The organism is Streptomyces sp. NPDC005576 (assembly GCF_042871745.1).
GTDB lineage: Bacteria > Actinomycetota > Actinomycetes > Streptomycetales > Streptomycetaceae > Streptomyces.
The window spans coordinates 53,839-75,886 of sequence record NZ_JBIAJC010000001.1; the positions used below are offsets into that span (position 1 = coordinate 53,839).

General features: G+C 71.3%; 20 protein-coding genes. 8 read left to right on the plus strand and 12 right to left on the minus strand.

The window, feature by feature from the left end:
- Entirely contained in the window at positions 1 to 927 is a 927-nt protein-coding gene (locus tag ACFYPN_RS00275; RefSeq protein WP_389296293.1) for an SGNH/GDSL hydrolase family protein, read from the minus strand.
- A gap of 368 nt (positions 928 to 1,295) precedes the next feature.
- On the opposite strand from ACFYPN_RS00275, the gene ACFYPN_RS00280 reads away from it, so the two are divergent.
- The 3 genes from ACFYPN_RS00280 (at position 1,296) to ACFYPN_RS00290 (ending at position 3,393) form a co-directional block, all read left to right on the plus strand.
- A complete protein-coding gene (locus tag ACFYPN_RS00280; protein WP_358764351.1) occupies positions 1,296 to 1,790 on the plus strand; it encodes a DUF3145 domain-containing protein in 495 nt (164 codons plus the stop codon).
- Between the two features lie 137 nt (positions 1,791 to 1,927).
- Positions 1,928 to 2,743 (plus strand): alpha/beta fold hydrolase, encoded by an 816-nt coding sequence (locus tag ACFYPN_RS00285; RefSeq protein ID WP_358764349.1) that lies wholly within the window; start codon positions 1,928 to 1,930, stop codon positions 2,741 to 2,743.
- Positions 2,740 to 3,393 carry a hypothetical protein gene (locus ACFYPN_RS00290; protein ID WP_358764347.1) on the plus strand — a complete coding sequence of 218 codons (654 nt, stop codon included), beginning with the start codon at positions 2,740 to 2,742 and terminating at the stop codon, positions 3,391 to 3,393. The genes ACFYPN_RS00285 and ACFYPN_RS00290 overlap by 4 nt, the downstream gene beginning before the upstream one ends.
- Before the next feature lie 82 nt (positions 3,394 to 3,475).
- Here the strand turns inward: ACFYPN_RS00290 and fabF are convergent, their stop codons facing one another.
- The 5 genes from fabF to ACFYPN_RS00315 form a co-directional block, all read right to left on the minus strand.
- Complete coding sequence (fabF, locus tag ACFYPN_RS00295; protein WP_358764345.1) at positions 3,476 to 4,738, minus strand: beta-ketoacyl-ACP synthase II; 1,263 nt, start codon at positions 4,736 to 4,738, stop codon at positions 3,476 to 3,478.
- A 78-nt stretch (positions 4,739 to 4,816) separates the two neighbouring features.
- A complete protein-coding gene (locus tag ACFYPN_RS00300) occupies positions 4,817 to 5,071 on the minus strand; it encodes an acyl carrier protein (RefSeq protein WP_358764343.1) in 255 nt (84 codons plus the stop codon).
- 96 nt (positions 5,072 to 5,167) lie between these two features.
- On the minus strand, positions 5,168 to 6,169 hold the full coding sequence (locus tag ACFYPN_RS00305; protein WP_358764341.1) for a ketoacyl-ACP synthase III: 1,002 nt from the start codon (positions 6,167 to 6,169) through the stop codon (positions 5,168 to 5,170).
- An 11-nt stretch (positions 6,170 to 6,180) separates the two neighbouring features.
- Positions 6,181 to 7,095, minus strand: a complete 915-nt coding sequence (locus tag ACFYPN_RS00310; protein ID WP_389296294.1) for an ACP S-malonyltransferase — start codon at positions 7,093 to 7,095, stop codon at positions 6,181 to 6,183.
- An 89-nt stretch (positions 7,096 to 7,184) separates the two neighbouring features.
- The gene (locus tag ACFYPN_RS00315; protein ID WP_358764337.1) at positions 7,185 to 8,384 is read right to left on the minus strand and encodes a helix-turn-helix domain-containing protein; all 1,200 of its coding nucleotides are present in this window, start codon (positions 8,382 to 8,384) and stop codon (positions 7,185 to 7,187) included.
- A 133-nt stretch (positions 8,385 to 8,517) separates the two neighbouring features.
- On the opposite strand from ACFYPN_RS00315, the gene ACFYPN_RS00320 reads away from it, so the two are divergent.
- Positions 8,518 to 9,174: a pirin family protein gene (locus tag ACFYPN_RS00320; RefSeq protein ID WP_358764335.1), complete on the plus strand. Its 657-nt coding sequence runs from the start codon at positions 8,518 to 8,520 to the stop codon at positions 9,172 to 9,174.
- A 123-nt stretch (positions 9,175 to 9,297) separates the two neighbouring features.
- On the opposite strand, the gene ACFYPN_RS00325 is transcribed toward ACFYPN_RS00320, so the two are convergent.
- Entirely contained in the window at positions 9,298 to 12,417 is a 3,120-nt protein-coding gene (locus tag ACFYPN_RS00325; protein WP_389296295.1) for a S8 family serine peptidase, read from the minus strand.
- 399 nt (positions 12,418 to 12,816) lie between these two features.
- Between ACFYPN_RS00325 and ACFYPN_RS00330 the strand changes: the two genes are divergently transcribed.
- Both ACFYPN_RS00330 and ACFYPN_RS00335 read left to right on the plus strand, forming a co-directional pair.
- Complete coding sequence (locus tag ACFYPN_RS00330; protein ID WP_389296296.1) at positions 12,817 to 13,263, plus strand: ankyrin repeat domain-containing protein; 447 nt, start codon at positions 12,817 to 12,819, stop codon at positions 13,261 to 13,263.
- 70 nt (positions 13,264 to 13,333) lie between these two features.
- Positions 13,334 to 13,633 carry an NIPSNAP family protein gene (locus ACFYPN_RS00335; RefSeq protein ID WP_358765169.1) on the plus strand — a complete coding sequence of 100 codons (300 nt, stop codon included), beginning with the start codon at positions 13,334 to 13,336 and terminating at the stop codon, positions 13,631 to 13,633.
- Positions 13,634 to 13,643: 10 nt separating this feature from the next.
- Here the strand turns inward: ACFYPN_RS00335 and ACFYPN_RS00340 are convergent, their stop codons facing one another.
- The 3 genes from ACFYPN_RS00340 to ACFYPN_RS00350 all read right to left on the minus strand — a co-directional run bounded on the left by ACFYPN_RS00340 (position 13,644) and on the right by ACFYPN_RS00350 (position 18,341).
- A complete protein-coding gene (locus tag ACFYPN_RS00340; RefSeq protein WP_389296297.1) occupies positions 13,644 to 17,195 on the minus strand; it encodes an AAA family ATPase in 3,552 nt (1,183 codons plus the stop codon).
- A gap of 140 nt (positions 17,196 to 17,335) precedes the next feature.
- Positions 17,336 to 17,533, minus strand: coding sequence for a DUF397 domain-containing protein (locus ACFYPN_RS00345; RefSeq protein ID WP_389296298.1), 198 nt, complete (start codon positions 17,531 to 17,533; stop codon positions 17,336 to 17,338).
- The gene (locus ACFYPN_RS00350) at positions 17,493 to 18,341 is read right to left on the minus strand and encodes a helix-turn-helix domain-containing protein (protein WP_389296299.1); all 849 of its coding nucleotides are present in this window, start codon (positions 18,339 to 18,341) and stop codon (positions 17,493 to 17,495) included. Before ACFYPN_RS00350 ends, ACFYPN_RS00345 begins: the two co-directional genes overlap by 41 nt.
- Positions 18,342 to 18,424: 83 nt before the next feature.
- Here ACFYPN_RS00350 and ACFYPN_RS00355 point away from each other — a divergent pair, with 83 nt between their 5' ends.
- Positions 18,425 to 18,889 (plus strand): ATP-binding protein, encoded by a 465-nt coding sequence (locus ACFYPN_RS00355; protein ID WP_389296300.1) that lies wholly within the window; start codon positions 18,425 to 18,427, stop codon positions 18,887 to 18,889.
- Between the two features lie 297 nt (positions 18,890 to 19,186).
- Here ACFYPN_RS00355 and ACFYPN_RS00360 read toward each other — a convergent pair whose 3' ends face one another.
- Positions 19,187 to 20,020 (minus strand): class I SAM-dependent methyltransferase, encoded by an 834-nt coding sequence (locus ACFYPN_RS00360; protein ID WP_358765161.1) that lies wholly within the window; start codon positions 20,018 to 20,020, stop codon positions 19,187 to 19,189.
- A gap of 302 nt (positions 20,021 to 20,322) precedes the next feature.
- Positions 20,323 to 20,727 (minus strand): DCC1-like thiol-disulfide oxidoreductase family protein, encoded by a 405-nt coding sequence (locus tag ACFYPN_RS00365; RefSeq protein WP_358765159.1) that lies wholly within the window; start codon positions 20,725 to 20,727, stop codon positions 20,323 to 20,325.
- Between the two features lie 310 nt (positions 20,728 to 21,037).
- Here ACFYPN_RS00365 and ACFYPN_RS00370 point away from each other — a divergent pair, with 310 nt between their 5' ends.
- A complete protein-coding gene (locus ACFYPN_RS00370; protein WP_389296301.1) occupies positions 21,038 to 21,970 on the plus strand; it encodes an LLM class flavin-dependent oxidoreductase in 933 nt (310 codons plus the stop codon).
- The last annotated feature ends 78 nt before the right edge of the window (positions 21,971 to 22,048 follow it).

Consider the following 22,048-nt stretch of genomic DNA (forward strand, 5'->3'; position numbering starts at 1 on the left):
TTACGCTGGTGGAGCGGGTGCAGTGACATTGCGGTAGGCGATCTCGGCCAGCCGGGCCTGTCCGTCGCGCCCCGGGTGGAACCAGTCCCAGGGGCTGAGTTGGGCACCGGTGAACGGATAGTGGAAGACCGCGTCACCGTCGTACCGGCAGAGTTCGTCCTCGGCGCACACCTCGCGCAGCACCGTGTTGTACTCCACCACCCGCGCGCGCACGGCCGCCCGCCGGGCGGTGGCGGCGGCGCCCATGTCGTCGGCGTCCGCCAGCATCGACTTGCAGATCCCGAGCTTCCAGACCTGCTTGCCCAGCGGACTGCGGCGCCCGGTCGACCAGAGCCGCCACAGGTCCGGCACGCTCGACACGTACACCTGCGCCTTCGGGACGGCGGCCCGCAGCTGCCGCAGCGAGAGATCGAAGGAGAACCGGAAGTCCTCGACGGGAGTCATGGAAGCCACCGAGCCCCGGCAGGCGTCGTTGGCGCCGATCATCACCGTCACCAGCTCCGGCCGCTCCCGCGCCGCCTGGGCCATCTGCTCCGGCAACTGGGCGATCCTGGCGCCCGACACGGCGTGGTTCCAGCTGTGCGCCGTCACCGCGGACGGGCCGAGGAGCCGGGCGGCGAGGCTGCGCACCGCACGGTCCGTCCCGGTGGCCCAGGAGACCTCGGGACAGTCGGCCAGCACCGAACAGGCGTCGAACCCCCGGGTCATCGAATCACCGACCGCCGCGACCGACCCCGGGTGGCGGTTCCACACCGGACCGGCGGGTGCGGCGGCCGCGGCGTGACCGGCGCCCTTCGGCGCGCTCTTCGCGCCCCCGCCCGCTCCGCCGGAACATCCCGTCAGCGCGAGTGCGCCGGCGCACGCCCATGCCGCCAATCCGGTGACGGCGGTACGTGAACGGTGACCCCTGCGCGTGCGATCCGGCATCCTCAACCTCCGGTCGTTCCTGGCCTATGCCCCTGGTCATGGTCCCCGGCACACCCCCGAAGGGGCAGGCGTGCGCCGGGCGCGCTCCGCCGGGTGAAAGCGGGCGGACCAGGGGCCCGGGACCGACCGTACGTCACACGTCCGGCCCCGGCGCACGGTAGCTTTTTCCTGGAGAACCAGTGAGGCCCGCCCGCCCGCGCCCCGCACGGGAGGTCCGGTAAGTTACCTCACGTCACATACTGTCCCCTTTCTGGAGATTATCTCCCGATGCTGTTTACTGATGACAACCTCGGGAGCCGGCCGGGAACAGGCGGTACGGGCGCGAGGCCGCTGGGGAAGGCGTACCTCGTCCCACACGGGAGGTTCCGGTGACGACACGTGGAGTCCTGTACGTACACTCCGCACCGCGCGCGCTCTGTCCGCACATCGAATGGGCGGTGGCAGGCGTACTCGGTGTGCGGGTCCAGTTGGACTGGATCAGACAGCCGGCCGCGCCCGGCACCTGGCGGTCCGAATTCTCCTGGCGGGGCCGTGCGGGCACCGCCTCGGAGCTGGCCTCAGCCCTGCGCGGCTGGGACCTCCTCCGCTTCGAGGTGACCGCCGAACCCTGCGCCACGGCCGAGGGCGAGCGCTACAGCTCCACCCCCACGCTCGGCATCTTCCACGCCGTCACCGGGATGAACGGTGACATCCTCGTCCCCGAGGACCGGCTGCGGGCCGCGCTGACGCGCTCCGTGCGCGGGGAATCGGACCTGGAGGCGGAGGTCGCCGGGCTCATCGGCAAACCCTGGGACGACGAGCTGGAGCCCTTCCGGCACGCCGGAGAGGGCGCACCCGTCCGCTGGCTGCACCAGGTGGTCTGACTGCACCAGGTGGTCTGACTGCACCAGGTGGTCTGAGGGGGCAGGTCGAGCGGCACATCAGGCAGCCCGGGGTCCCTGGCCGGCGGAGTTCCCACCGCCGCCCCCAGAACCACGGGGAGTCCTTAGGATGTGCCCTCATGACCTTCCACGAGGTGCGCGGCGCCCTTCTCCGGTACGACGACTCCGGGCCTCCCGGCGGGCTGCCCGTCGTCCTGGTCCACGGCCACCCGTTCGACCGCACGCTCTGGGCCCCGCAGGCCCGGGCGCTGGCCGCGGCCGGATACCGGGTGATCGTGCCGGACCTGCGCGGCTACGGCGCGAGCGAGGTGACGGAGGGGACGGTGTACCTCTCGGACTTCGCCGACGACCTCGCCGCCCTCCTCGATCACCTCCGCCTCCCGGACGCGGTCGTCGGCGGCGTCTCGATGGGTGGTCAGATCGCCCTGGAGTTCCGGCGGCTCCACCCCGCGCGGGTACGCGCACTGGTCCTCGCCGACACCTCGGCGTCGCCGGAGACCGAGGACGGCAAGGCGTACCGCAACGAGCTCGCCGACCGGCTGCTCGCCGAGGGCATGGACGGGTACGCCGCCGGGGTCATCGACAAGATGCTCGCCGCCTACAACGTGACCGCCCTGCCCGAGGTGGCCGACCGGGTGCTCGCGATGATGCGGGCCACCGATCCGCGGGGCGCCGCCGCCGCGCTGCGGGGCCGCGCCGAACGCCCCGACCTGCGGCCCGTGCTGGCCGCCACCGACGTCCCCGTGCTCGTCGTGGTCGGCGCCGACGACGTGTACACCCCGCTCGCCGACGCCGAGGAGATGCGCCGCCACGCCCCGCACGCGCGGCTCGAAGTGATCGGGGGCGCGGGCCACCTGCCGGGCGCCGAGCAGCCCGAGCGGTTCAACGCGGTCCTGCTCGACTTCCTCGCCACGCGGGTGGCGGAGGCCCGATGACCGGACCACACCCGCTGCTGGGCCTCTTCCTCGCCGCCGCCGAGGGACGCTTCCCGCCCGTCGACGGCGGAGTGACGGTGCTGCCGCCCGTACCCGGCGGGCTCGAGTGCTCCGTCGCGTTCACCGGCCACGCCGTCGTGGCCACCGCGCTCCCCGCCGACGAGGTCCTCGCGGCCGGCCCCGACGGCTTCGGAGCCTCGCTCGCGCCGGACTTCCTGCGCCTGCTGGCGGGCCCGCGCGGCACGGTCGGCGTCACCGACGCGACCCTCACCGCACGCGGAACCGGCGGCCCGCCCCGGCTCGGCCCGCTGGACGGCCACGACGACCACCCGCGCGTCCTGCACGCCCGCCGACTCCGCCGCAACGTCCGGGTGTACGGGGACGAGCGGGGCCTGGTCACCCTCGCCGACGGGCTCGCGGACCGCCCCGAACTCAGCATCGAACTCCACGATCCCGGCGCCCCCGCTGCCCACCGGGGCGCTCCCGGGCGGGGGCGCGGGCTGCTGGCCGACGCCCTCACCCTTGTACCGGCGGGCCGGCCCGTCTTCGCGGCCGTCGCCCCCGGCAACGCCCGCTCCCTGCGTGGCTTCCTCGCCGCCGGGTTCGTACCGGTCGGCAGCGAGGTGATCGTCGAACCCGGGCGCGTATGACCTTGCGGGACGGGGCCGGACGCGGTGAAGCCCGCCTCCCCGGAGACCGGGAGAGGCGGGCTTCACCGTACGAACGGAACGATCAGACGCTGCGGAAGGCCAGGACCACGTTGTGGCCACCGAAGCCGAACGAGTTGTTGATCGCGGCGATCGAACCCTCGGGCAGCGGCTGCGGCTTGTCGCGGACGATGTTCGCCGTCACGTCGTCGTCGAGGTTCTCGATGTTGATGGTCGGCGGAGCCATCCGGTTGTGCAGCGCGAGGACCGTGGCCACGGTCTCGATGCCGCCCGCGCCACCGAGCAGGTGACCCGTCATCGACTTGGTCGCGGAGATCGCGACGTGGTCGAGGTCCTCGCCCAGGACCGCTCTCAGTGCCTTCAGCTCGGCCACGTCGCCCTGCGGCGTGGACGTGGCGTGCGCGTTGAGGTGGACGACCTCGGACGGCTTGAGGTCCGTCGTCTCCAGCAGGTTGCGCATCGCGGCGGCGATGCCCCGGCCGGTCGGCTCGGGCTGCGCGATGTGGTGGGCGTCGGCCGACAGGCCCTGGCCCAGCACCTCGCAGTAGACCTTCGCGCCCCGCGCGGACGCGTGCGCGGCCGACTCCAGGATCACGACGCCCGCGCCCTCGCCGAGGACGAAACCGTCACGGCCCGTGTCGTACGGTCGCGAGGCCTTCTGGGGCTCGTCGTTGTTCTTGGACATCGCCATCATGTTGGCGAAGGCCGCGATCGGCAGCGGGTGGATGGCCGCCTCGGTACCACCGGCGACGACCACGTCGGCACGGCCGGTACGGATCATCTCTACGGCGTACCCGATGGCCTCGGCACCCGACGCACAGGCGGAGACAGGGGTGTGGACACCGGCCTGGGCGTTGACCTCCAGGCCGACGTTGGCCGACGGGCCGTTCGGCATCAGCATGGGAACGGTGTGCGGAGAGACGCGGCGTACGCCCTTCTCCTTCAGCACGTCGTACTGGTCGAGCAGCGTGATCACGCCACCGATACCGGAGGCGATGACCGTGCCCAGCCGCTCGGGCTGGATCTTGTCGTCCTCACCGGCCTTGCCGGTGAAGCCGGCGTCCGCCCACGCCTCGCGGGCCGCGATCAGCGCGAACTGCGCCGAGCGGTCCAGCTTGCGGGCGAGCGGGCGGGGCAGTACCTCGCCCGGATCCACCGCAGCCAGCGCGGCGATCCGGACGGGCAGTTCGGCGAAACGCTCGCCTTCGAGGGGCTTGACGCCGGAGCGACCGGCCATCAGCCCCTCCCAGGTCGATGCGGAGTCGCCACCCAGCGGAGTGGTTGCGCCGATACCGGTGACGACCACGGTGCGATTGGTCGAGTTCACTGGAAAATCTTCTCCACGTGTAGAGGGTCGTGAATCAGCGGCGCCACCGCCGGGTGGCGACACACGAACCGCCTGGGATCAGGCCTGGTTCTGGTTCTTCAGGATGTAGTCGGCAGCGTCGCCGACCGTCTTGAGGTTCTTGACGTCCTCGTCGGGGATCTTGACGTCGAAGCGCTCTTCGGCGGCGACGACGACCTCGACCATGGACAGCGAGTCGACGTCCAGGTCGTCGGTGAAGGACTTGTCCAGCTGGACGTCCTCGACCGGGATACCGGCGATCTCGTTGACGATCTCGGCGAGACCGGTGACGATCTCTTCCTGGGTGGCGGCCATGTTGGCGCTCCTTCGATGTTGTCTGCTGGGGTTCTGACATCCGGACCGAGAACTCCGGTGGCGCTGGAGACTCTCGTTCGGACCGGGCGAAAAGCCTTAGGGGAGAGTAACGACCGTCGCGGCGAAGACGAGACCCGCCCCGAAGCCGATGACGAGCGCGGTGTCGCCGCTCTTCGCCTGCCCGGTCGCCAGGAGCCGCTCCATCGCGAGCGGGATCGAGGCGGCGGAGGTGTTGCCGGTCGTCTCCACGTCGCGCGCGACGATGACGTTGTCCGGCAGTTTGAGGGTCTTCACCATCGAGTCGATGATCCGCATGTTGGCCTGGTGCGGAATGAAGACGTCCAGGTCTTCCGGAGCGATCCCGGCGGCGTCCAGCGCCTGCTGGGCCACCTTCGCCATCTCGAAGACGGCCCAGCGGAAGACCGCCTGACCCTCCTGCGTGATGGCCGGGAACTTCTCCGGGCGCTCGGCGTGGAACTCGTCCCACGACACGGTCTGCTTGATGGTGTCCGACTTGTCGCCCTCGGAGCCCCAGACGGTCGGGCCCATGGCCGGCACCTTCGACGGGCCGACGACCACGGCGCCCGCGCCGTCGCCGAAGAGGAACGCCGTCGCACGGTCCGACAGGTCGGTGAGGTCGCTGAGCCGCTCCACGCCGATGACGAGGACGTACTCGGCGGAACCGTCGACGATCATGCCCTTGGCGAGCGTCAGGCCGTAACCGAAGCCCGCGCAGCCGGCCGAGATGTCGAAGGCGGCGGGCTTCCCCGCGCCGATCTTGTGGGCGATCTCGGTGGCGATGGCCGGGGTCTGCTTGAAGTGCGAGACGGTGGAGACGATCACACCGCCGATCTGCTCCGGGGTGATCCCCGCGTCGGCGATGGCCTTGCCGGCGGCCTCCACGGACATCGCGGACACGGTCTCCTCGTCGGAGGCCCAGTGCCGGGTGGCGATGCCGGAGCGGGAGCGGATCCACTCGTCGGACGAGTCGATCGTTTCGAGGATCACCTCGTTCGGCACCACGCGGACGGGACGGTAGCCGCCGACCCCCATGATGCGTGCGTACGGGGCGCCCTGGCTGGGCTTGATCTTCGACATGCTCGTGCTCCTTAGGCGGACGCGTGCTCGGCGATGAGCGCGCGGGCCGCGTCGAGGTCGTCGGGGGTCTTGAGCGCGAGGGTCTGCACGCCGGGCATCGCGCGCTTGGCGAGCCCGGTGAGGGTGCCCCCGGGGCACGCCTCGATGAGCGCGGTCACACCGAGCTCCAGGAACGTCTCCATGCACAGGTCCCAGCGGACCGGGTTCGCGACCTGCCCGACCAGGCGCTCGACGACCTCGGCGCCGGTGGCGACCGTCCTGCCGTCCGCGTTCGACACGTACGTCACGGTGGGGTCGGCGATCCGCAGGCCCTGGGCCGCTTCCCGCAACCGCTCCACGGCCGGAGCCATGTGGTGCGTGTGGAACGCCCCGGCGACCTTGAGCGGCACCACGCGGCGCACACCCTCCGGCTTGTTCTCGGTCAGCGCGGCGATCTGCTCGGCCGTGCCCGCCGCGACGATCTGACCGGCACCGTTCACGTTGGCCGGGGTCAGCCCGAGACCCGTCAGGTGCGGGACCGTGACGTCCGGGTCGCCGCCGAGCAGCGCGGCCATGCCGGTCTCGGTGACCGCGGCGGCGTCGGCCATGGCGAGCCCGCGGGCCCGGACCAGGCGGAGCGCGGCCTCGTCGTCGAGCACACCGGCGTAGGCGGCAGCGGTGATCTCGCCGACGCTGTGCCCCGCCACGACGGCGGGCGACGCGTTCAGCGCGGACGCGGAGAGGAGACCCGCGGCCACCAGCAGGGGCTGGGCCACCGCCGTGTCACGGATCTCGTCGGCGTCGGCCTTCGTGCCGTAGTGGGCAAGGTCGAGCCCGATGGCGTCGGACCAGGCCGCGATGCGGTCGGAGGCACCGGGGAGGTCGAGCCAGGGAGTCAGGAAGCCGGGCGTCTGAGCGCCTTGGCCGGGAGCGACGAGTACGAGCACCCTCACACTCTCTCTTGCGGACGGTCCCGTACGCCCGTGGGGACAGGGACGAAGAACCGTCAGGGGAATTGTTGAGGTCTGACAAAAGTCTAGGACTGACCATCTCTCGCGGCCAAGCGCCCCAGGATCAGCGCGATCCGCAGCGTGAACGCCGAGCGCACGTCGGACGGTGACCAGCCGGTGACGTCCGTCACACGTCGCAGCCGGTAGCGCACGGTGTTGGGGTGCACGAACAGCATGCGGGCGGCACCCTCCAGGCTGCTCGCCTGCTCCAGGTAGACACTCAGCGTCTCCAGGAGCGCGGACCCGGCCTCCTCGAGAGGGCTGTAGATCTCCTCCACCAACTGGTCCCGCGCGGCAGGGTCTCCGGCCATCGCGCGCTCCGGCAGGAGATCGTCGGCGAGGACCGGACGCGGGGCGTCCTGCCAGGCGATGCACGCCTTCAGCCCGGCGGCCGCCGCCTGCGCGGACCGGGTCGCCGCCAGCAGGTCGGGCACCACCGGCCCGGCGACGACCGGACCGGCCGCGTACGGGCCGATCAGCCCCTTCGCGACCTGGAGCGGGTTGTCGCTGCCGCCCGCGATGACCACCAGGCGATGGCCCAGCACCCCGGTCAGCACCTGCACCTTGGAACCGCGCGCGGCCCGCCGGATGGCGTCGACCGTCAGCTCGCTGTCCCCGTCCGGGGCGGTGCCGAGGATCACGCAGACGTGCTCGGGGGAGTTCCAGCCGAGCGCGGCGGCCCGGGAGACCGCGCCCTCGTCCGCCTCACCGGAGAGGACCGCGTTGACCACGAGCGATTCCAGCCTCGCGTCCCACGCGCCCCGCGCCTCGGCCGCCTGCGCGTAGACCTGGGCGGTCGCGAAGGCGATCTCCCGGGCGTAGACGAGCAGGGCCTCACGCAGGACCGACTCGTCACCCGGTGCGGCGACCTCCTCGATCGCCGTTTCCATGACCTCGATCGTCGTACGGACCATCTCGACGGTCTGCCGCAGGGTGATCGCCCTGGTCAGCTCGCGCGGGGCCGTGCCGAAGACATCGGTGGAGATCGCCTGCGGGGTCTCCGGATGCCGGAACCACTCGGTGAACGCGGCGATGCCCGCCTGCGCCACCAGACCGATCCAGGACCGGTTCTCCGGGGGCATCGCCCGGTACCACGGCAGTGTCTCGTCCATGCGGGCGATGGCGTTCGCCGACAGCCGGCCGGAGGACTGCTCCAGCCGTTTCAGGGTCGCGGCATGCAGATGGGCGTCTTTGGCAGCGCGCTGCGCGGGATCGGGTCGGGGCACGGAGACAAGACTGCCTTATCCGGGCAGAGGGACGGAGGGGCGGGGCAGCCGGGGCCGTAAGGGGTGCCCGCGGAGCCGGGTTCCGGCCGCTCGGGGAAGGGGCCGGCTCCCCAAGCCCCGCTACGGTGGGGGCGTGATGTCCGTACACCGCGCGCAGAGCCGGTACGAGGGCGGGGACCGGGCGGCGGGGACCGAGTCCCGGCACGCCTTCTCCTTCGGTTCCTTCTACGACCCCGACAACCTGCGTTTCGGCGCGCTCCTCGCCTGCAACGAGGAGCGCCTCGCCCCCGGCGCGGGCTTCGACGAGCATCCGCACAGCCACACCGAAATCGTCACATGGGTGGTGGAGGGCGAGCTCACCCACCGCGATTCGGCCGGCCACACCCGGGTGGTGCGCGCCGGTGACGTACAGCACCTCAGCGCGGCGGCCGGGGTCCGGCACGTCGAACGCAACGACGGCGACACGCCGTTGGTGTTCCTCCAGATGTGGCTGGCGCCGCTGGAGGCCGGCGGCGAGCCTGCCTACACCGTCGTCCCCGGCATCGCCGACTCCACCCCGTACGCCCTGCCCGCCGCCGGGGCGATGCTGCACGTCCGCCGGCTCGCGCCGGGCGAGCGCGCGGCGGTCCCGGACGCGGTGCGGGCGTACGTCCACGTGGTGGCCGGTGAGGTGGCCCTCGGCGGCGAACGCCTCGGGCCGGGCGACTCGGCCCGGATCACCGCCGCGGAAGGGCTGGAACTGTGCGCGGGGAGCGCCGCGCAGGTACTGATCTGGGAACTGGCGGGCTGACGGACGTCCCTTATGCAGTCCCGGAGGGCGGGTGCGCGGGTGGGGCGGGAGCCGATCGGCCCCCGCCCCACCGTCCACTACCGCCACCGGGAAGCCGCGCCTCCCGGTGAGCGGGCTACCGCCTCACTCCCAGTAGTCCTGGCTCGTGGACGTCAACTGACCGGGAACCACCTGCCCGTTGATGCGGAACTCGGTGTACGCCCAGTACTCGGTGCCGGGCTTCAGTGCGGCGTTCGGCCGCAGCCTGCACTGCGGTGTCGTGCCGCGCTCCACCGTCGCCGGCAGTTCCAGGGTCGCCGGCTCGTAGTGGCCGTCGCGGCTGAGGACGACGTGGCCGAGCCGGTAGTCGACGACCGGGCCGGCGGAGTCCTGCGCGAAGACGTACGCCGTGTACGTGCCCGCCTCCGGCATGAAGGTCCAGGCCCGCTCGTAACTCGACCAGGAGGTGGCGCTCCGGAACACCAGCTTGTCCCCCTTGTACAGCCAGAGGTCGAGGTTGGTTTCCGGATCGTCGGTTTCGGCCCGCACGACGATTCCGGCACTGCCCGCCGGCACCTTGAAGGTGTGCGCCCGCACGCCGAGGGCCTTGGGGTCGAAGACCCCGCCGCTGACACCGGCCGGCATCGAGTAGCTCTCCCACCGCATCGGGGTGTAGCCGGTCGAACGGCCCGAGACCGGACCGGTGAAGCCCGGCTCGATGATGCCGTAGGCGCCGTCGCCGAGCCGGCCGAACTCCTCCAGGCTGTCGTCGTACTCCCGGGGAGTGATGCCCCACGGGCGCGCGGCGACCGGAATCCGCACCTGGTGGGTGGTGCCGCGCCAGGTGATCGCGCCGGTGACGTAGCGGTCCCACGGCGCGCTCCCGCGCCGCAGGGTGATGGTGACCGAGGCGGTCCAGCCCGGTGCCACCGTCACCACGGCCGGGGAGACGCTGACCCGCATGCCCTCCAGCCCGCTGGTCGAGACGCGGTAGGTCTCCCGCTTGCCGCTGACGTTGGTCAGCTTGCGGGTCAGCACCACCGGCTTGGTCCCGTCGTACTCGCGCAGCGCGATCGACGGCAGGTTCAGCTCGCGCCCGTCGGGCTGAGCCGCCTCGCTGAAGGCGATCAGGCTCCTGGCGTCCGGCTCGATGACCAGCCCCGGGTCGGTGGCCCGCTTCAGCGACGCCAGTCCGCTGCCCTGGGCCAGCGGGCTGGTGTCGCGCACGGTGCCGGCGCTGGTGTGCAGCGCCGAGGCGACCGCGCCGGGCGACCAGTCCGGATGCTCGGCCCGCAGGACCGCGGCCTCACCGGCCACATGGGGGGTGGCCATCGAGGTCCCCGAGTACGCGTCGTACTGCCGGCCGCCGTTCCCCGGCGGGGAGACGGCCGCGACGACGTCGCTGCCCGGGGCGACCAGGTCGGGCTTCATGAGCCCGGTGTGTGTCTTGTCCGGCCCCGTCGACGAGTAATCAGCGATGCTCGGCGCGGAGGAGCCGCCGCGGTGCTGGATGAGCCGTGCGGTGCCGTCGGCCGGGTGCCTCATCAGGTAGTTGAAGATCTGGCCGGCCTGCTCCCTGGTGTTCAGGTAGAGCACCGGGAAGTCGTAGACGCTGTTGACCCGGAAGTTGCCGGTGGGGTCGAAGAGGACCATGGCCTTGGCGCCCTTGGCCCTGAGCTCCTCCACCGCGTCGAACGGGCTGTCCAGGGCGCACGCGACCACCTTGCCCCGCACCTTCGCCCGGTCCAGACTGCCCGGCACGCAGTACGCCGAGCCCTCCTCCAAGGTGCCCGCCTGCTCGCCGAAGACCAGCGGCAGGGACCGGTCACCCGGCAGCACGTCCAGCGAGCCACCGGTGATCGAGGTGCCGTCGCCGAGCCGGACCGTTCCCTCGTTGACGTCGGTCACCGCAGCGCCGACCGTCGTCACCCACGGCTGCGTGTTGCTGACCGCGCTGCTGAAGCCGGTGTTGCCGGCGGCGGCCGTGACGAAGACCCCGGCCAGGGTGGCGTTGAGGAAGGCGTTGCCGATCGGTGTGTTCGGCTCGGTGTCCCCCCACCCCGTCCCGATCGAGTAGTTCAGCACCTGCACGCCGTCCGCGACCGCCGCGTCGATGCCCGCGATGATGTCGGCGTCGTACCCACTGCCGCCCCAGAGCACCTTGTAGACGGCGATCCGGGCATCCGGGGCCACCCCGGAGAGGGAACCGAAGTCCCGCCCCGCGATGGTGACGTGGTCGACCGGGAGGCCGGCCGCGGTGGACGCCGTGTGCGTCCCGTGCCCGACCATGTCCCGGGGAGAGAGAACCTCGCCCTCGGGCAGTCCGCCGTTCACCGCGAGGACCGTGTCGGCGAAGTAACGGGCGCCGACGATCTTGCCGTTGCAGAGCGGCGCGCCGAACGTGGAGCCGGCCTGGCAGGTACCGTGCCAGCCCGCCGGGGCCGGCATCCGCTGGGCGAACGACGCGCTCTCCGGCCAGATACCGGTGTCCAGGACGCCGATCACGACCCCGGCGCCGGAGCTACGGCCCCGCTTGGGCGCGGCGGACTTCGGCGCGGCGGAGACCGTCATGGCGGTCGGCAGGGCCCCGGAGGTCGTGGCCGCGGTCGTCGTGGCCGTTGCGGCCGTGGCCGTGGCCGTGGCCGTTGCCGTTCCGGTCGTCGGCTGGGCCGTGGTGTCTCCGGGGGAGGACTGACCGAGACTGACCTTCGTGGACGCGGTGACCGAACGGACCCGCTTGTCCGCCTTCAGCGCCTTGACCTGAGTGGGCGTCAGCGAGGCGGAGAACCCGTTGAAGGCCGTGGTGTACGTCTCGTCGACCGTGATGCCGACCGTCTTGGCCACGGCCGTCCGCTCGGTACCCAGGTGCTTGCGGTACGCGTTCGCCGCCGCGGACTGCGGTTCGAGCTGCTCGCCCGGGGCCGGACGTGTCCGGGCCAGCCCGGAGACCGTACCCGTGTACGTCGTCACCGGCTCCTCGGCGAGTTCCACGATGTACGGGGAACGGCCGGTGGGCGCCTGCTTCTGGTCCGCCCCGGACCCGCCGGTCCGGCCCACCGCGAGCCGGGCGGCGCCCCCGGTGAGGTCGACGCGGTCCCCGTCGAGGCGCAGGCCGGAGCGGGCGCCGTGGCCCGCCGAGGGGTCCGGGGCTGCCGTCGCCCCCGTTGCCGTACCTCCGGCGGCGAACGTGCCACCGCCGGCCAGGACGAGGGCCAGCAGGGGTATCGCCAGCCTCCGTCGCGGGGTTCGTGTGCTCGTGGCCACGAGACTCCTCTCCATGACTCCCGGTTGGGAGCGCTCCCGTGAACGTCGACGCCCCCCATCCGGGAGGCGAGGAGGAGCGCGGGCACACCTAATCCGACGCCGGTTAAACGGAGACGCATGGCTTGTTTCCGCCGCCCGTCCGACCGCCGTCGCTGCCCGATGGGGCACACCTGGTTGCGCTTCGCCGGGCGAGGAGCATCACCGCTCGACCCGGGTGTGGCCACCCGAACTCCAGGGACACCCGAAAGTGCCACCGGCCGAAGCGGGTTGGGGGTCCGCGGCGTGATGGGCCACTCCTGTCCGGCGGTCGGACGCAGGGGCCCGTCCACTCAGGAAGTCGCGTACCAGGGCGAGTTCCGCCGGTCGGCCGACAGTCGACTACCGCTATGCTCCGCGCCCATGAACCGAAGACGGGCCAAGAAACTGGCCGCGAAGCTGGTCGGAGCGGTCGTGACCGGTAACACGGCATCGGTCCGCACCTTGCTGCGCGCCGGAGCCGATCCGGAAGCCGCCGACGCGGACGGCACCACGCCCCTCTACACCGCCTCCGTCCAAGGGGACGCGGACCTCGCGAAGATCCTCCTGCGGGCAGGCGCACGCCCGGACACCGAGAGCGGCGGCTGCGGCAGCGAGGGAACGCCCCTGTGCGCTGCCGCGAGTTGGGGAAGCACGGAGGTCGTACGCGTACTCCTGGCGGCGGGCGCAGACCCCAACCTGCGCGAGGACCACGGCACCGGCAGGACCCCCCTCGAATGGGCGGGGGCGAACCCCTGGCCGGACACCGCGGCGCTGCTGGAGTCCGCCGGTGCCCGCCCCTCGGACGAGGTGCCGGGCGGCGCGCTCTGAAGCTGCGGGGGCCTGGTTCGCACTATGCTCGCAGGCCGCAGCAGTCAGGACATCGGGAGGGTCAACGCTCATGCCCAAGACCACGCAACTTCGCACCTACACCGTGCGCGACGGACTACTCGACGAGTGGGTGCGGCGCTGGGCATCGGACATCGTGCCGCTGCGGCTGGAGTTGGGATTCGAGATCGGCGGAGCCTGGGTCGATCGGGAGCGCAACCACTTCGTGTGGATGATCTCCTACGACGGTCCGGAGACATTCGCGGAGCGTAACGCCCTGTACTGGTCGTCGCCTGCGCGTAAGGCCATGGACCTGGATCCGGACGACTACCTGGTGAGCACCGACGACCGGACGGTGGAGCAGTGTTACTGAGCGGTTGCCGCTACGCCGTCGTCAGCGGCAGCAGGTGACGACGACGTTCGTCCGCGGTGAGCGTCCGGAAGACTCGGCCACGGGCATGGGCTTCGAGCTGGTCGTAGTCGGGGACAACCGGCCAGATGCGTGCCGTCCCGTCGTACGAGGCGGTCAACAGACGCGCACTGTCCTGAGACCAGGCGACCGAGGTCACCTTGTCCTGATGGACCCCGACAACCGCGACCTCCTCATAGGTGGAGGCCGACCAGACCCGGACGGTGCGGTCGTCCGAGCCGGTGGCGACGTACCGGCCGTCGGGTGACCACGCCACTGCCCGGACCCTGCCCTCATGCCCTCTCAGCACGTCGACGCGCCGGCCCGTAGCCACGTCCCACACCGCCGCGGTCCAGTCACCCGAAGCGGTGACGACCTGCTGTTCGCCCGGCGCCCAGGAGACGTCGTCCACGTAGTTCTCATGACCTCGCAGCACCGTGAGTTGACGGCTTTCCGCGACATCCCACAGGCGGCACGTGCGGTCGTCCGACGCACTGGCCAGGTACCGCCCGCTCGCAGACCACGCGATACGTCCCACCCAATCCTGGTGGCCCGTCAGGACGGTCAGTTCCGCACCCGTGTCTGCCGCACGCACGCGTACGATTCCGTCGTGGCCGCCCGTAGCGACGCGGTCACCCTGGGGTGACCAGGCGCATCCTTCGACCGCCTCGCCCCGCGACTCGATCAAGGTGGAACCCGTTCCGTTGGTGATCCGGAAGAGGCCGCCGCTGGTGGCGAACGCGAGCCGGTCGGGCAGGGGCGACCGAGCGACACTCCACACCCGGTCTTCGAGCACGGTCTCCCGGCCCGCCGGGGCCCCGTCAGTGGCATTCCAGACCCGGACGGTGCCGTCGTCGGAAGCGGTGGCGAAACTGCGCTCGTCGGCCGACCAGACCGCCTGGTTCACCGGGCCTCCGTGACCATGGGCCGCGACAGTCTCGGCACCGCGCGGGTAGAGGTCCCACACGCTCGCGGTCCCGTCGGTGGAGCTCGTGGCGAGCTGCGCTCCCGATGGCGACCAGGCCACACCCCACACCGTGTCGGAGTGGCCGCGGAGTACGGCGAGCACCTTGGCGTCGTCGGCTCGGACGATGCGCACCGTGTGGTCGGATGAGGCGGTGGCGAGCATCCGACTCTCCGGCGACCAGGCGAGATTCCACACGTAATCCGTGTGTCCGCGCACCAGTAACTTCAGGGCCCCGGTCCCGGCGTCCCAGATGCGGGCCGTGTGATCGCCCGAGCCCGTAGCGATGGACTCACCGTCGGGTGACCATGCGACGCCTTCGACGAAGTCGGAGTGGCCGGCCAGCGTGAGGACGGAGGCTCCGGACGCCACGTCCCACACGATCACCGTCTGATCGTGGGACGCGGACGCGACGCGCGTGCTGTCCGGCGACCAGGTGATGCCCCACGTGTCGTCCCGGTGGCCACGCAGCTCCTGAACGAGGGCGCCGGTGGAGGCGCTCCAGACACGTACCACGCTGTCTTTCGATGTGGCCGCGATGAAGCCGCCGTCGGGCGACCACGCCACCTGCCTGACGATGTCCGTGGCCCCCGCCAGAAGTCGGACCGGTTCCCCCGTGAGCGCGTCCCAGACGCGGACGGCCCTCTCCCGCCCCGCTGTCGCGATCAGGGCGGAGTCCGGTGACCAGGTGACCGACTCGACCATGGCGCCGCCGGAGGGCAGGACGAGCAGCGAGCGGCCCGTACCGGCATCGAAGATGCGGGCGCTGCCGTCCCGGGACGCGGTGGCCAGGCGGCAACCATCGGGCGACCAGGCAATGTGGCGGACCGTGTCGGTGTGCCCGTTCAGACGGATGCGGTGATGACTCGAAGCAAGTGCTGCCATGAGACCGCGACGTGCCGAGGGAGTGGGCGTGCACTCTCCGAGCGCTGCCAGCGAGATGAGTATCGCCTGCTCGGGATTGCTCTCCGCGGTGCCGAGCGCATGCCGGCCCAGGTTTTCGGAGAGTCGGCCGAGGTAGACGAGATCACGCTGCTGTGAGTGGTGGACCAGCGTCCGGACGGGCTGGGTGGCTTGTCCCGCCTCATCGAGCAGCGCGAGTCGCCGCTGGGCGAGTGCGAGCCGCTCTCCCGTGAGGAGGTAGTCGTCGCTGCGGCCGGACTGCTCCCAGTCCTGGGCCCATCGCTCGAGCTCCGCGCGTTCCCGCAACTGCTCGATGCGCGACTCGACCTCCTGCCGCAGAGGCGCCCATTGGCGGAACAGGGCTTCGTGCGTCACCTGCGCATAGGGAAGTTGACCGGAAAGAGCATCCCCCTGTGCGTCGGAGACAAGGAGCCGTGCATCGATGAAGGCGTCCACCACGCGCCGCTCGCGGGTGGTGAGACCGGCCAGCTCGACTCGTTCACGAGCCACATCCTGACCCTGGACCGTGACGAACCGCAGGAGTACCCGAAGAACGAAGTCGATGCCGTCATCCGGTCCCAGAGCCGCCACCGTCTGGTCCGCCTGCCGTGCGAGAGCGCCTGCGACCCCGCCGAGGCTGCGGTAGAGCTCCGGTGTGACCGTCTCTCCGGGACCGGAAGCGAAGTACAGCTCTTGGAGGAGGTAGGCGAGCAGAGGCAGCGCATCGTCCGTCGCCGCCTCCTCCACGATGGTGTCCACCACACCCGGAGCGAAGGAGAGGCCGACCAGCGCCCCCGGACGCTCCACCACCTGAGCGAACTGGGAGCGGGCCAACGCACCCAGTGCGATCGGGTGCTGGAAGAGGTCTGCGTGCCGAGTGGCGAGGATTCGGCCCAGGAAGTCCACCCGGATGGTGATCAGCACATGGACCGAGGAGTCCTGGTGGAGGCAGGAGCGGAGCTGGTCGAGGAACTGGCTGTGCTCTCGTTCGCCGGCGAGGGTAAGAATCTCCTCGAACTGATCGACGACGAGTAGGACGCGCCGGAACCGGCCGACGCGCAGCCGGGCCACTTCACTCTTCAGCGCGTCCGGTCCCTGCCGGAGTCGGCGCAGGACCGCAGCCGCCGACTCCTGGTTGCCATTGGCAGCAGCCAGGGCGGACGCGAGTGCTCCCAGCGGATTCGGCCCGGGGGAGAACGCGGGCACGAGGGTCCAACGGCGGCCGTGCAGACGCGGGATGACCCCGGCTCTGACCAACGAGGATTTGCCGCTCCCGGACGCGCCGACGAGCGTCAGAAAGCGGTCGGCCGGTCGATCCGACGAGGCATGCAGTGTGCGTGTCAGGTCCGCAGCCAGTGCCTCTCGCCCGAAGAAAACGGCTGCCTCGTCCTCCACGAAGGCGTCCAATCCCGGGTACGGCACCCGGTCACGCGGCCAGTCGACCGACGGCGGCGGAGGGTTCTCCAGTCGGTACACGACGACTTGGCCGACAACCATGGCGATGAGCAGGACACCGATGGCCGGTACGGACGCATGCTGGATGACCTCGAGCAACCACGGAGTGTCATCGGCATTGGTGGCGTAGTTGGTGACGATGCCGAAGAGGCTCGCGACCAGAACCAGCGCCACTTGCAGTGCCAGCTGTAAGCGGTGCCTCATGTCGTACCGGCCGGGGATCGGTCCGATTCACGCGCCATCGCCTGTCCTCCGCTCCAAGCAGCAACCGGCATCATCGGACCTTGCGGAGTCAGGATCAACCAGGCACGGCGAATCAAGCCAGCCCGAACCGCAGTCGTGTTCTACCGGAGCCCGTCCACGAACGCCTGCCAGGCGACGGGGCCGACGGTCACGACCGGACCGTCCGGGACCTTGCTGTCGCGGACCGGTATGGAGCCGGCGGGGCAGTCGGCGGCCACTTCGAGGCAGTCGCCGCCGGTGCTGCCGCTGTAACTGGATTTACGCCACAGCGAGCTCCTCGGACCCGGTCCCAGCTCCATAACGCTCCTTCATTACGCGGCCGATCAGCGCTGCCGACTCCTCGACGGAAAGAGCGGAGGCTTGCAGGTGAGCGTATCGGAGCGAGGCCTCTCGGACGGTCGCGGAGCTGGCTGTCATATGGCCGGAGATGAGATCTTCCGTGTAGATGATGTCCGGATCGTCGTCGAAGCGAAGGAGATTGAACGCTCCGTCCAGGCCGGCATGCTCACCTGCCGAGAAGGGCAGCACCTGAATGCGCATCCAGCGTTGGCTGATGAGCTCCAACAACTTGGCGAGTTGGCTTCGCATGACCCGGCGCCCTCCGATCGGGCGGGACAGCACCGCCTCGTCCAGGATGACCCAGGCGAGCGGCGGCTGCTCCCTCTGCAGGATGCGTTGGCGCTCCATCCGCGCTGCCAGCAGGCCGTCCAAGTCCTCGGGCATGCCGGTCGCCAGGAGTGCACGCGCGTACTCCTCGGTCTGGAGGAGCCCGTACACCACCTGCGACTGATACGTGGAGATGTACGTCGCCCGCGCCTCCATCTCCGCGTACGCCTGGAACCACGTCGGCAGTTGGCTGCGCAGCACCAGCCCGATCAGCCGGGAGAACAGCCCGCCCGTGCCGAGGGCCGCGTCCACCCGCTCCGAGAAGTCTCGGGTGGGGACCTTCCGCGCGGTCTCGATCTGGCCGATCAGCGACCCCGTGCAGAAGATGATCGAGCCGAGCTGGCCCTGTTTGAGGTTCGCGGCCTCGCGCTGACGGCGCAGCTCCCAGCCGTAGTAGGCCAGCGGCGAGGTACTGGGATCGAGCGTCTGGATGTTGGCCACGGGGGGACCTCCGGCGTGCAACGCCTGGCGGCGTTCGTTTCGATACGTAGCCGAGCGTAGTCGGATCACTGCACGCTGGTGACATGAATCACGTAACTGTCCTGGGGTCCGGAGCCGTGGAGACCGAGCCTGTCGTCAGGGAACCCGTGTACCACGCGGACTTCACGATGGGCGAGCATTCCGCCCGGCATCTCCGTCGCATTCTGCGGCTCTACCTCGTCGAGCGGAGTCTTCTCGACGTGGCCGACGCGGCCGAACTCGCGCTCACCGAGCTGATCGCCAACGTCGTCCGGCACGTGCCCGGCCGCCACTGCCAGCTCTGTATCTACTTGATGGGCGACGAGGGGGTGCGCGTGGAGGTCACCGACAGCAGTCCCGGACTGCCCACGGTTACCGTGCGCGAGGCGCTCGACGAGGGCGGCAGAGGGCTGCTCCTGGTCGATGCCGTCACCGGCAAGTGGGGCGTGGATGTACGGGAGGACGGCGGCAGCAAGACGGTGTGGTTCGAATGTCTGACCGGCGGGCGAGGAGTGGCTGAGAGCGGCTGACCTCCGGCCCGGGTGCCGCCCGGCCGCCTCTCCGTATCCCTGAACGATGATGCGGTGGAGAAGCGGGGCGGCCCGGAGAGTGGGGGGTGGGGATGGGCAAGATGTTTCCAGTCCCGAGCCGGAGCCGGGGCCTGTGCAACCCACCCCCCATGGCCGCGAGTCCCTCACGATCTCCGTCCGGCCTCCATCGCATCGCACGGTATCCCGAGCCACTGACATCGACGGCGGGGGGATTCCGTAGCTGTGACGCCACCTCGACCGGCACGCTGCCGGGCGGTGTCGTCGCTTGCCCGCCGGTCAGGGGCCAGACGTGCGCTCCCCGGGCTTCCACCCCCACGCCGTGAGCATCCCGGCCGACAGTGCCGCGCACTCGTCGGAGACCAGGTACCGGATCGCCGCGTCAACGGCTGCGTCGTCCACCAGGCCGGTGGCGAGTATCGCCGGTCTGCTGCGCTCCCAGGTGTCCGCCCAGAAGCGGCTGATGGGGCTGTCCGGCTGGAGCGGCGGTACGTGGATCTCCGCGGCGACGGGTTCAAGTCCGGCCCCGCGCAGCAACTGCGGATACCCCGGCACCCAGGAGACATCGGTGCCGATCGTGGCCCGCAGCCCCTGCCACATCGCCCGCATCGCCGTGGTGTACGGGGTTGCGGGCGTACGGTCGCTCGTCAGGTCCACCGCGTCGCTGAGTACCAACACCCCACCTGGTGCGACGAGTTCGGTCAGCGAGGAGATCAGCCTCTCGTGCTCGGCCAGATGCATCAGGACGAACCGGGCATGGACCAGGTGGTACTGACCGGAGACAAAGCCGGGGGCGGTGATGTCGGCCTCCAGGAGGTCGAGACCCGGGACCGGCCGCTCGCCGAGGAACCGTACATCGCGGTCGACGGCGAGCACGCTCTCCACCCCGGCCTCGCCCAGCAGCCGGCGGGAGACCGTGCCCGTGCCCGCTCCCACTTCGAGGCACCGCCACCCGGGTCCGGCTCCGAGTGCCCGCAGTCGCGCCAGGCTGATGTCGTCGTAGGCGAGGGCCCCGTAGTCGATGCGTTCGCCCTCGCCCGCCTGCTCGGGACGGAAGAACGCCTCGCCGTAGCGACCGCCCTCCGACGCGCCCCCCCGTGGTGCGGCGCTCATGCCCCCGCCCGTGCGGGGCTCGCGGCGTCGTGACCGACCGGTTCCTCCGGCGGGTCGGCATCGGAGGGGGGAGGCAGCGGGGCGTCGTCGGCAAGGGGCATGACCGGGCCTTTCCACGCGGCGGGGGCGGTGGCGGCCGGCCCGTTCCGAGGGCTGCCGTCCCACCGCATCCTGCATGGGCGCCCGCCCGCCGGGCCGAGGCGCGCCGCACCTGAGAGCCTGACGGGTGACCTGCGGCGGGAGCGGCGTAAGCGGCGGGAGTGGCGGGACGGCAGTGGCCAACGGCGCCCGGACGTCCCGCTCTACTCCGGCGTGGGCCGTGCGCCCGGTCTGCGGTCCGCCGGCACCGCGCAGGCGGGGGAGCCGCCGGGCAGGCGGTCCCGGTTGGCCGCGACGAGACGGTAGACGCCGAAGGCGATCCACCGCAGGGGCGGCAGGGTGAGCAGCCCTCCGAGCCAGGGCCAGCCGCCCCCGGCACTCAGCAGGAGCTTGGCCACGGCCTGCGCTCCGCCGTGCACCGCGCCGGCCGGTGAGATCCACAGCACCTCGTGCTGCGCTCGCCGCTGGGTGACGCCGAGGGCGTCCAGGTCCGCGAACTGCCAGGGGGTCACCGTGCAGTTCGGCCGCAGTCTTCGCACCAGGAACGCCACCGAGGTCGTGCAGAAGGCGCAGTCACCGTCGTAGACGAGCACGGAGCGAGGGGGCATGCCCCCATCCTGCCCGAGTGACCCGCCCCGCTCCAGTGGGAGGTCCCGCGGCCGCGGGGCGTTGCCGGCCGGACCGCGCACCCAGCGTTTCGCACGCGAGGGGGGTGCGGAGCAGATGGCGCGGGGCGTCCACGGTCATCTGCGCTGGCCGTGTGCCGCGTGATCGGCACCACGGCGGAGGTCCCATCCGCCGGACTCGTCCGCGCCGCTGGAGACGAGGAGGTGGCCGTGCCGCACGGTGGTGGCGGGAGCGGTTTCGCCGTGCGCGCAAGACGCTCACGGAGCCGCCCGCCGGCCGTACTCTCGCCGCATGGAATCTCCTGTCGTCTCCGTCCAGGCACAACCCCGTGACGCCGTGTCGTGGATCGCTCTGGCCCGACGCCTGGAAGCGGATGGATACGACGCGCTGCTGGCGGCCGACCACCCGGGCACCGCGGCTTCCCCGTTCGTCGCGCTCGCTGCCGCCGCAGCGGTCACCGAGCGCATAGGCGTCGGCTCCTACGTCTCCCAGGCGGGCGTCCGTGAGCCGCTGCTGCTCGCGTCGGACGTGGCCACTCTCGACCTGGTCTCCGACGGGCGTGCGCGTCTGGCGTTGGGCGCCGGGCACACACCCGTCGAGTGGGACATGGTGGGGCGGAATCGGCCCGACGTCGCGGGACGCGTCCGGCGTTTCCAAGCTGTGGCCGAAGCGTGTCGCGCCCTCCTCGCCGGAGAGACGGTCACCGTCGAGGGCCCCGAGACACAGGTCCACCAGGCACGGCTCACCGCTCCCCGCCCGGTCCAGCACCGGGTGCCCTTCACCTTCGGGGGCGGCAACACGGCCCTGTTGCGCTGGGCGGGGGCGCATGCCGATGTCGTGGGGTTGAGCGGGCTGGGCCGCACCCTGCCAGACGGGCACACGCATGAGGCGCGCTGGGACGGCGCGGACATCGACCGCCAGGTCGATCTCATCGAGCAGGGAGCTGCGGGCCGGGCCGAGGCCCCGGCCCGCGAAGCTCTCGTGCAACTGGTGGAAGTCACCGACGACGCCGAGGGAGCGGCGCACGAGATCGCCCGGCGCGTCGGTTGCGAAGCGTCCGCGGTGCTTGCCTCCCCCTACGTGTGGATCGGCACGGTCGAGGAGATCAGGGGGACGCTGGCCGCCCACGAGCGGCGCTGGGGCATCACCCGTTACGTCGTCCGCGAGGCGCACCTGGACGCCGTCGACCAGGTGCGCGCACACCTGTCACCTGCCGTCCGGTGAATGCCGTCCGGTGACCGCTGTCCGGTGACCGTCGTCGGGTGACCGCCGTCCAGCGAGCTGATCCCACGGCGTCCCGTG

Coding starts and splice junctions, on each gene's coding strand:
- ACFYPN_RS00355 (WP_389296300.1), top strand. CDS start 18,425: ATGAATCACGTAACTGTCCTGGGGTCCGGAGCCGTGGAGACCGAGCCT.
- ACFYPN_RS00305 (WP_358764341.1), bottom strand. CDS start 6,169: ATGTCGAAGATCAAGCCCAGCCAGGGCGCCCCGTACGCACGCATCATG.
- ACFYPN_RS00340 (WP_389296297.1), bottom strand. CDS start 17,195: ATGAGGCACCGCTTACAGCTGGCACTGCAAGTGGCGCTGGTTCTGGTC.
- ACFYPN_RS00275 (WP_389296293.1), bottom strand. CDS start 927: ATGCCGGATCGCACGCGCAGGGGTCACCGTTCACGTACCGCCGTCACC.
- ACFYPN_RS00285 (WP_358764349.1), top strand. CDS start 1,928: ATGACCTTCCACGAGGTGCGCGGCGCCCTTCTCCGGTACGACGACTCC.
- ACFYPN_RS00300 (WP_358764343.1), bottom strand. CDS start 5,071: ATGGCCGCCACCCAGGAAGAGATCGTCACCGGTCTCGCCGAGATCGTC.
- ACFYPN_RS00345 (WP_389296298.1), bottom strand. CDS start 17,533: ATGGAGCTGGGACCGGGTCCGAGGAGCTCGCTGTGGCGTAAATCCAGT.
- ACFYPN_RS00360 (WP_358765161.1), bottom strand. CDS start 20,020: ATGAGCGCCGCACCACGGGGGGGCGCGTCGGAGGGCGGTCGCTACGGC.
- ACFYPN_RS00290 (WP_358764347.1), top strand. CDS start 2,740: ATGACCGGACCACACCCGCTGCTGGGCCTCTTCCTCGCCGCCGCCGAG.
- ACFYPN_RS00335 (WP_358765169.1), top strand. CDS start 13,334: ATGCCCAAGACCACGCAACTTCGCACCTACACCGTGCGCGACGGACTA.
- ACFYPN_RS00365 (WP_358765159.1), bottom strand. CDS start 20,727: ATGCCCCCTCGCTCCGTGCTCGTCTACGACGGTGACTGCGCCTTCTGC.
- ACFYPN_RS00330 (WP_389296296.1), top strand. CDS start 12,817: ATGAACCGAAGACGGGCCAAGAAACTGGCCGCGAAGCTGGTCGGAGCG.
- ACFYPN_RS00370 (WP_389296301.1), top strand. CDS start 21,038: ATGGAATCTCCTGTCGTCTCCGTCCAGGCACAACCCCGTGACGCCGTG.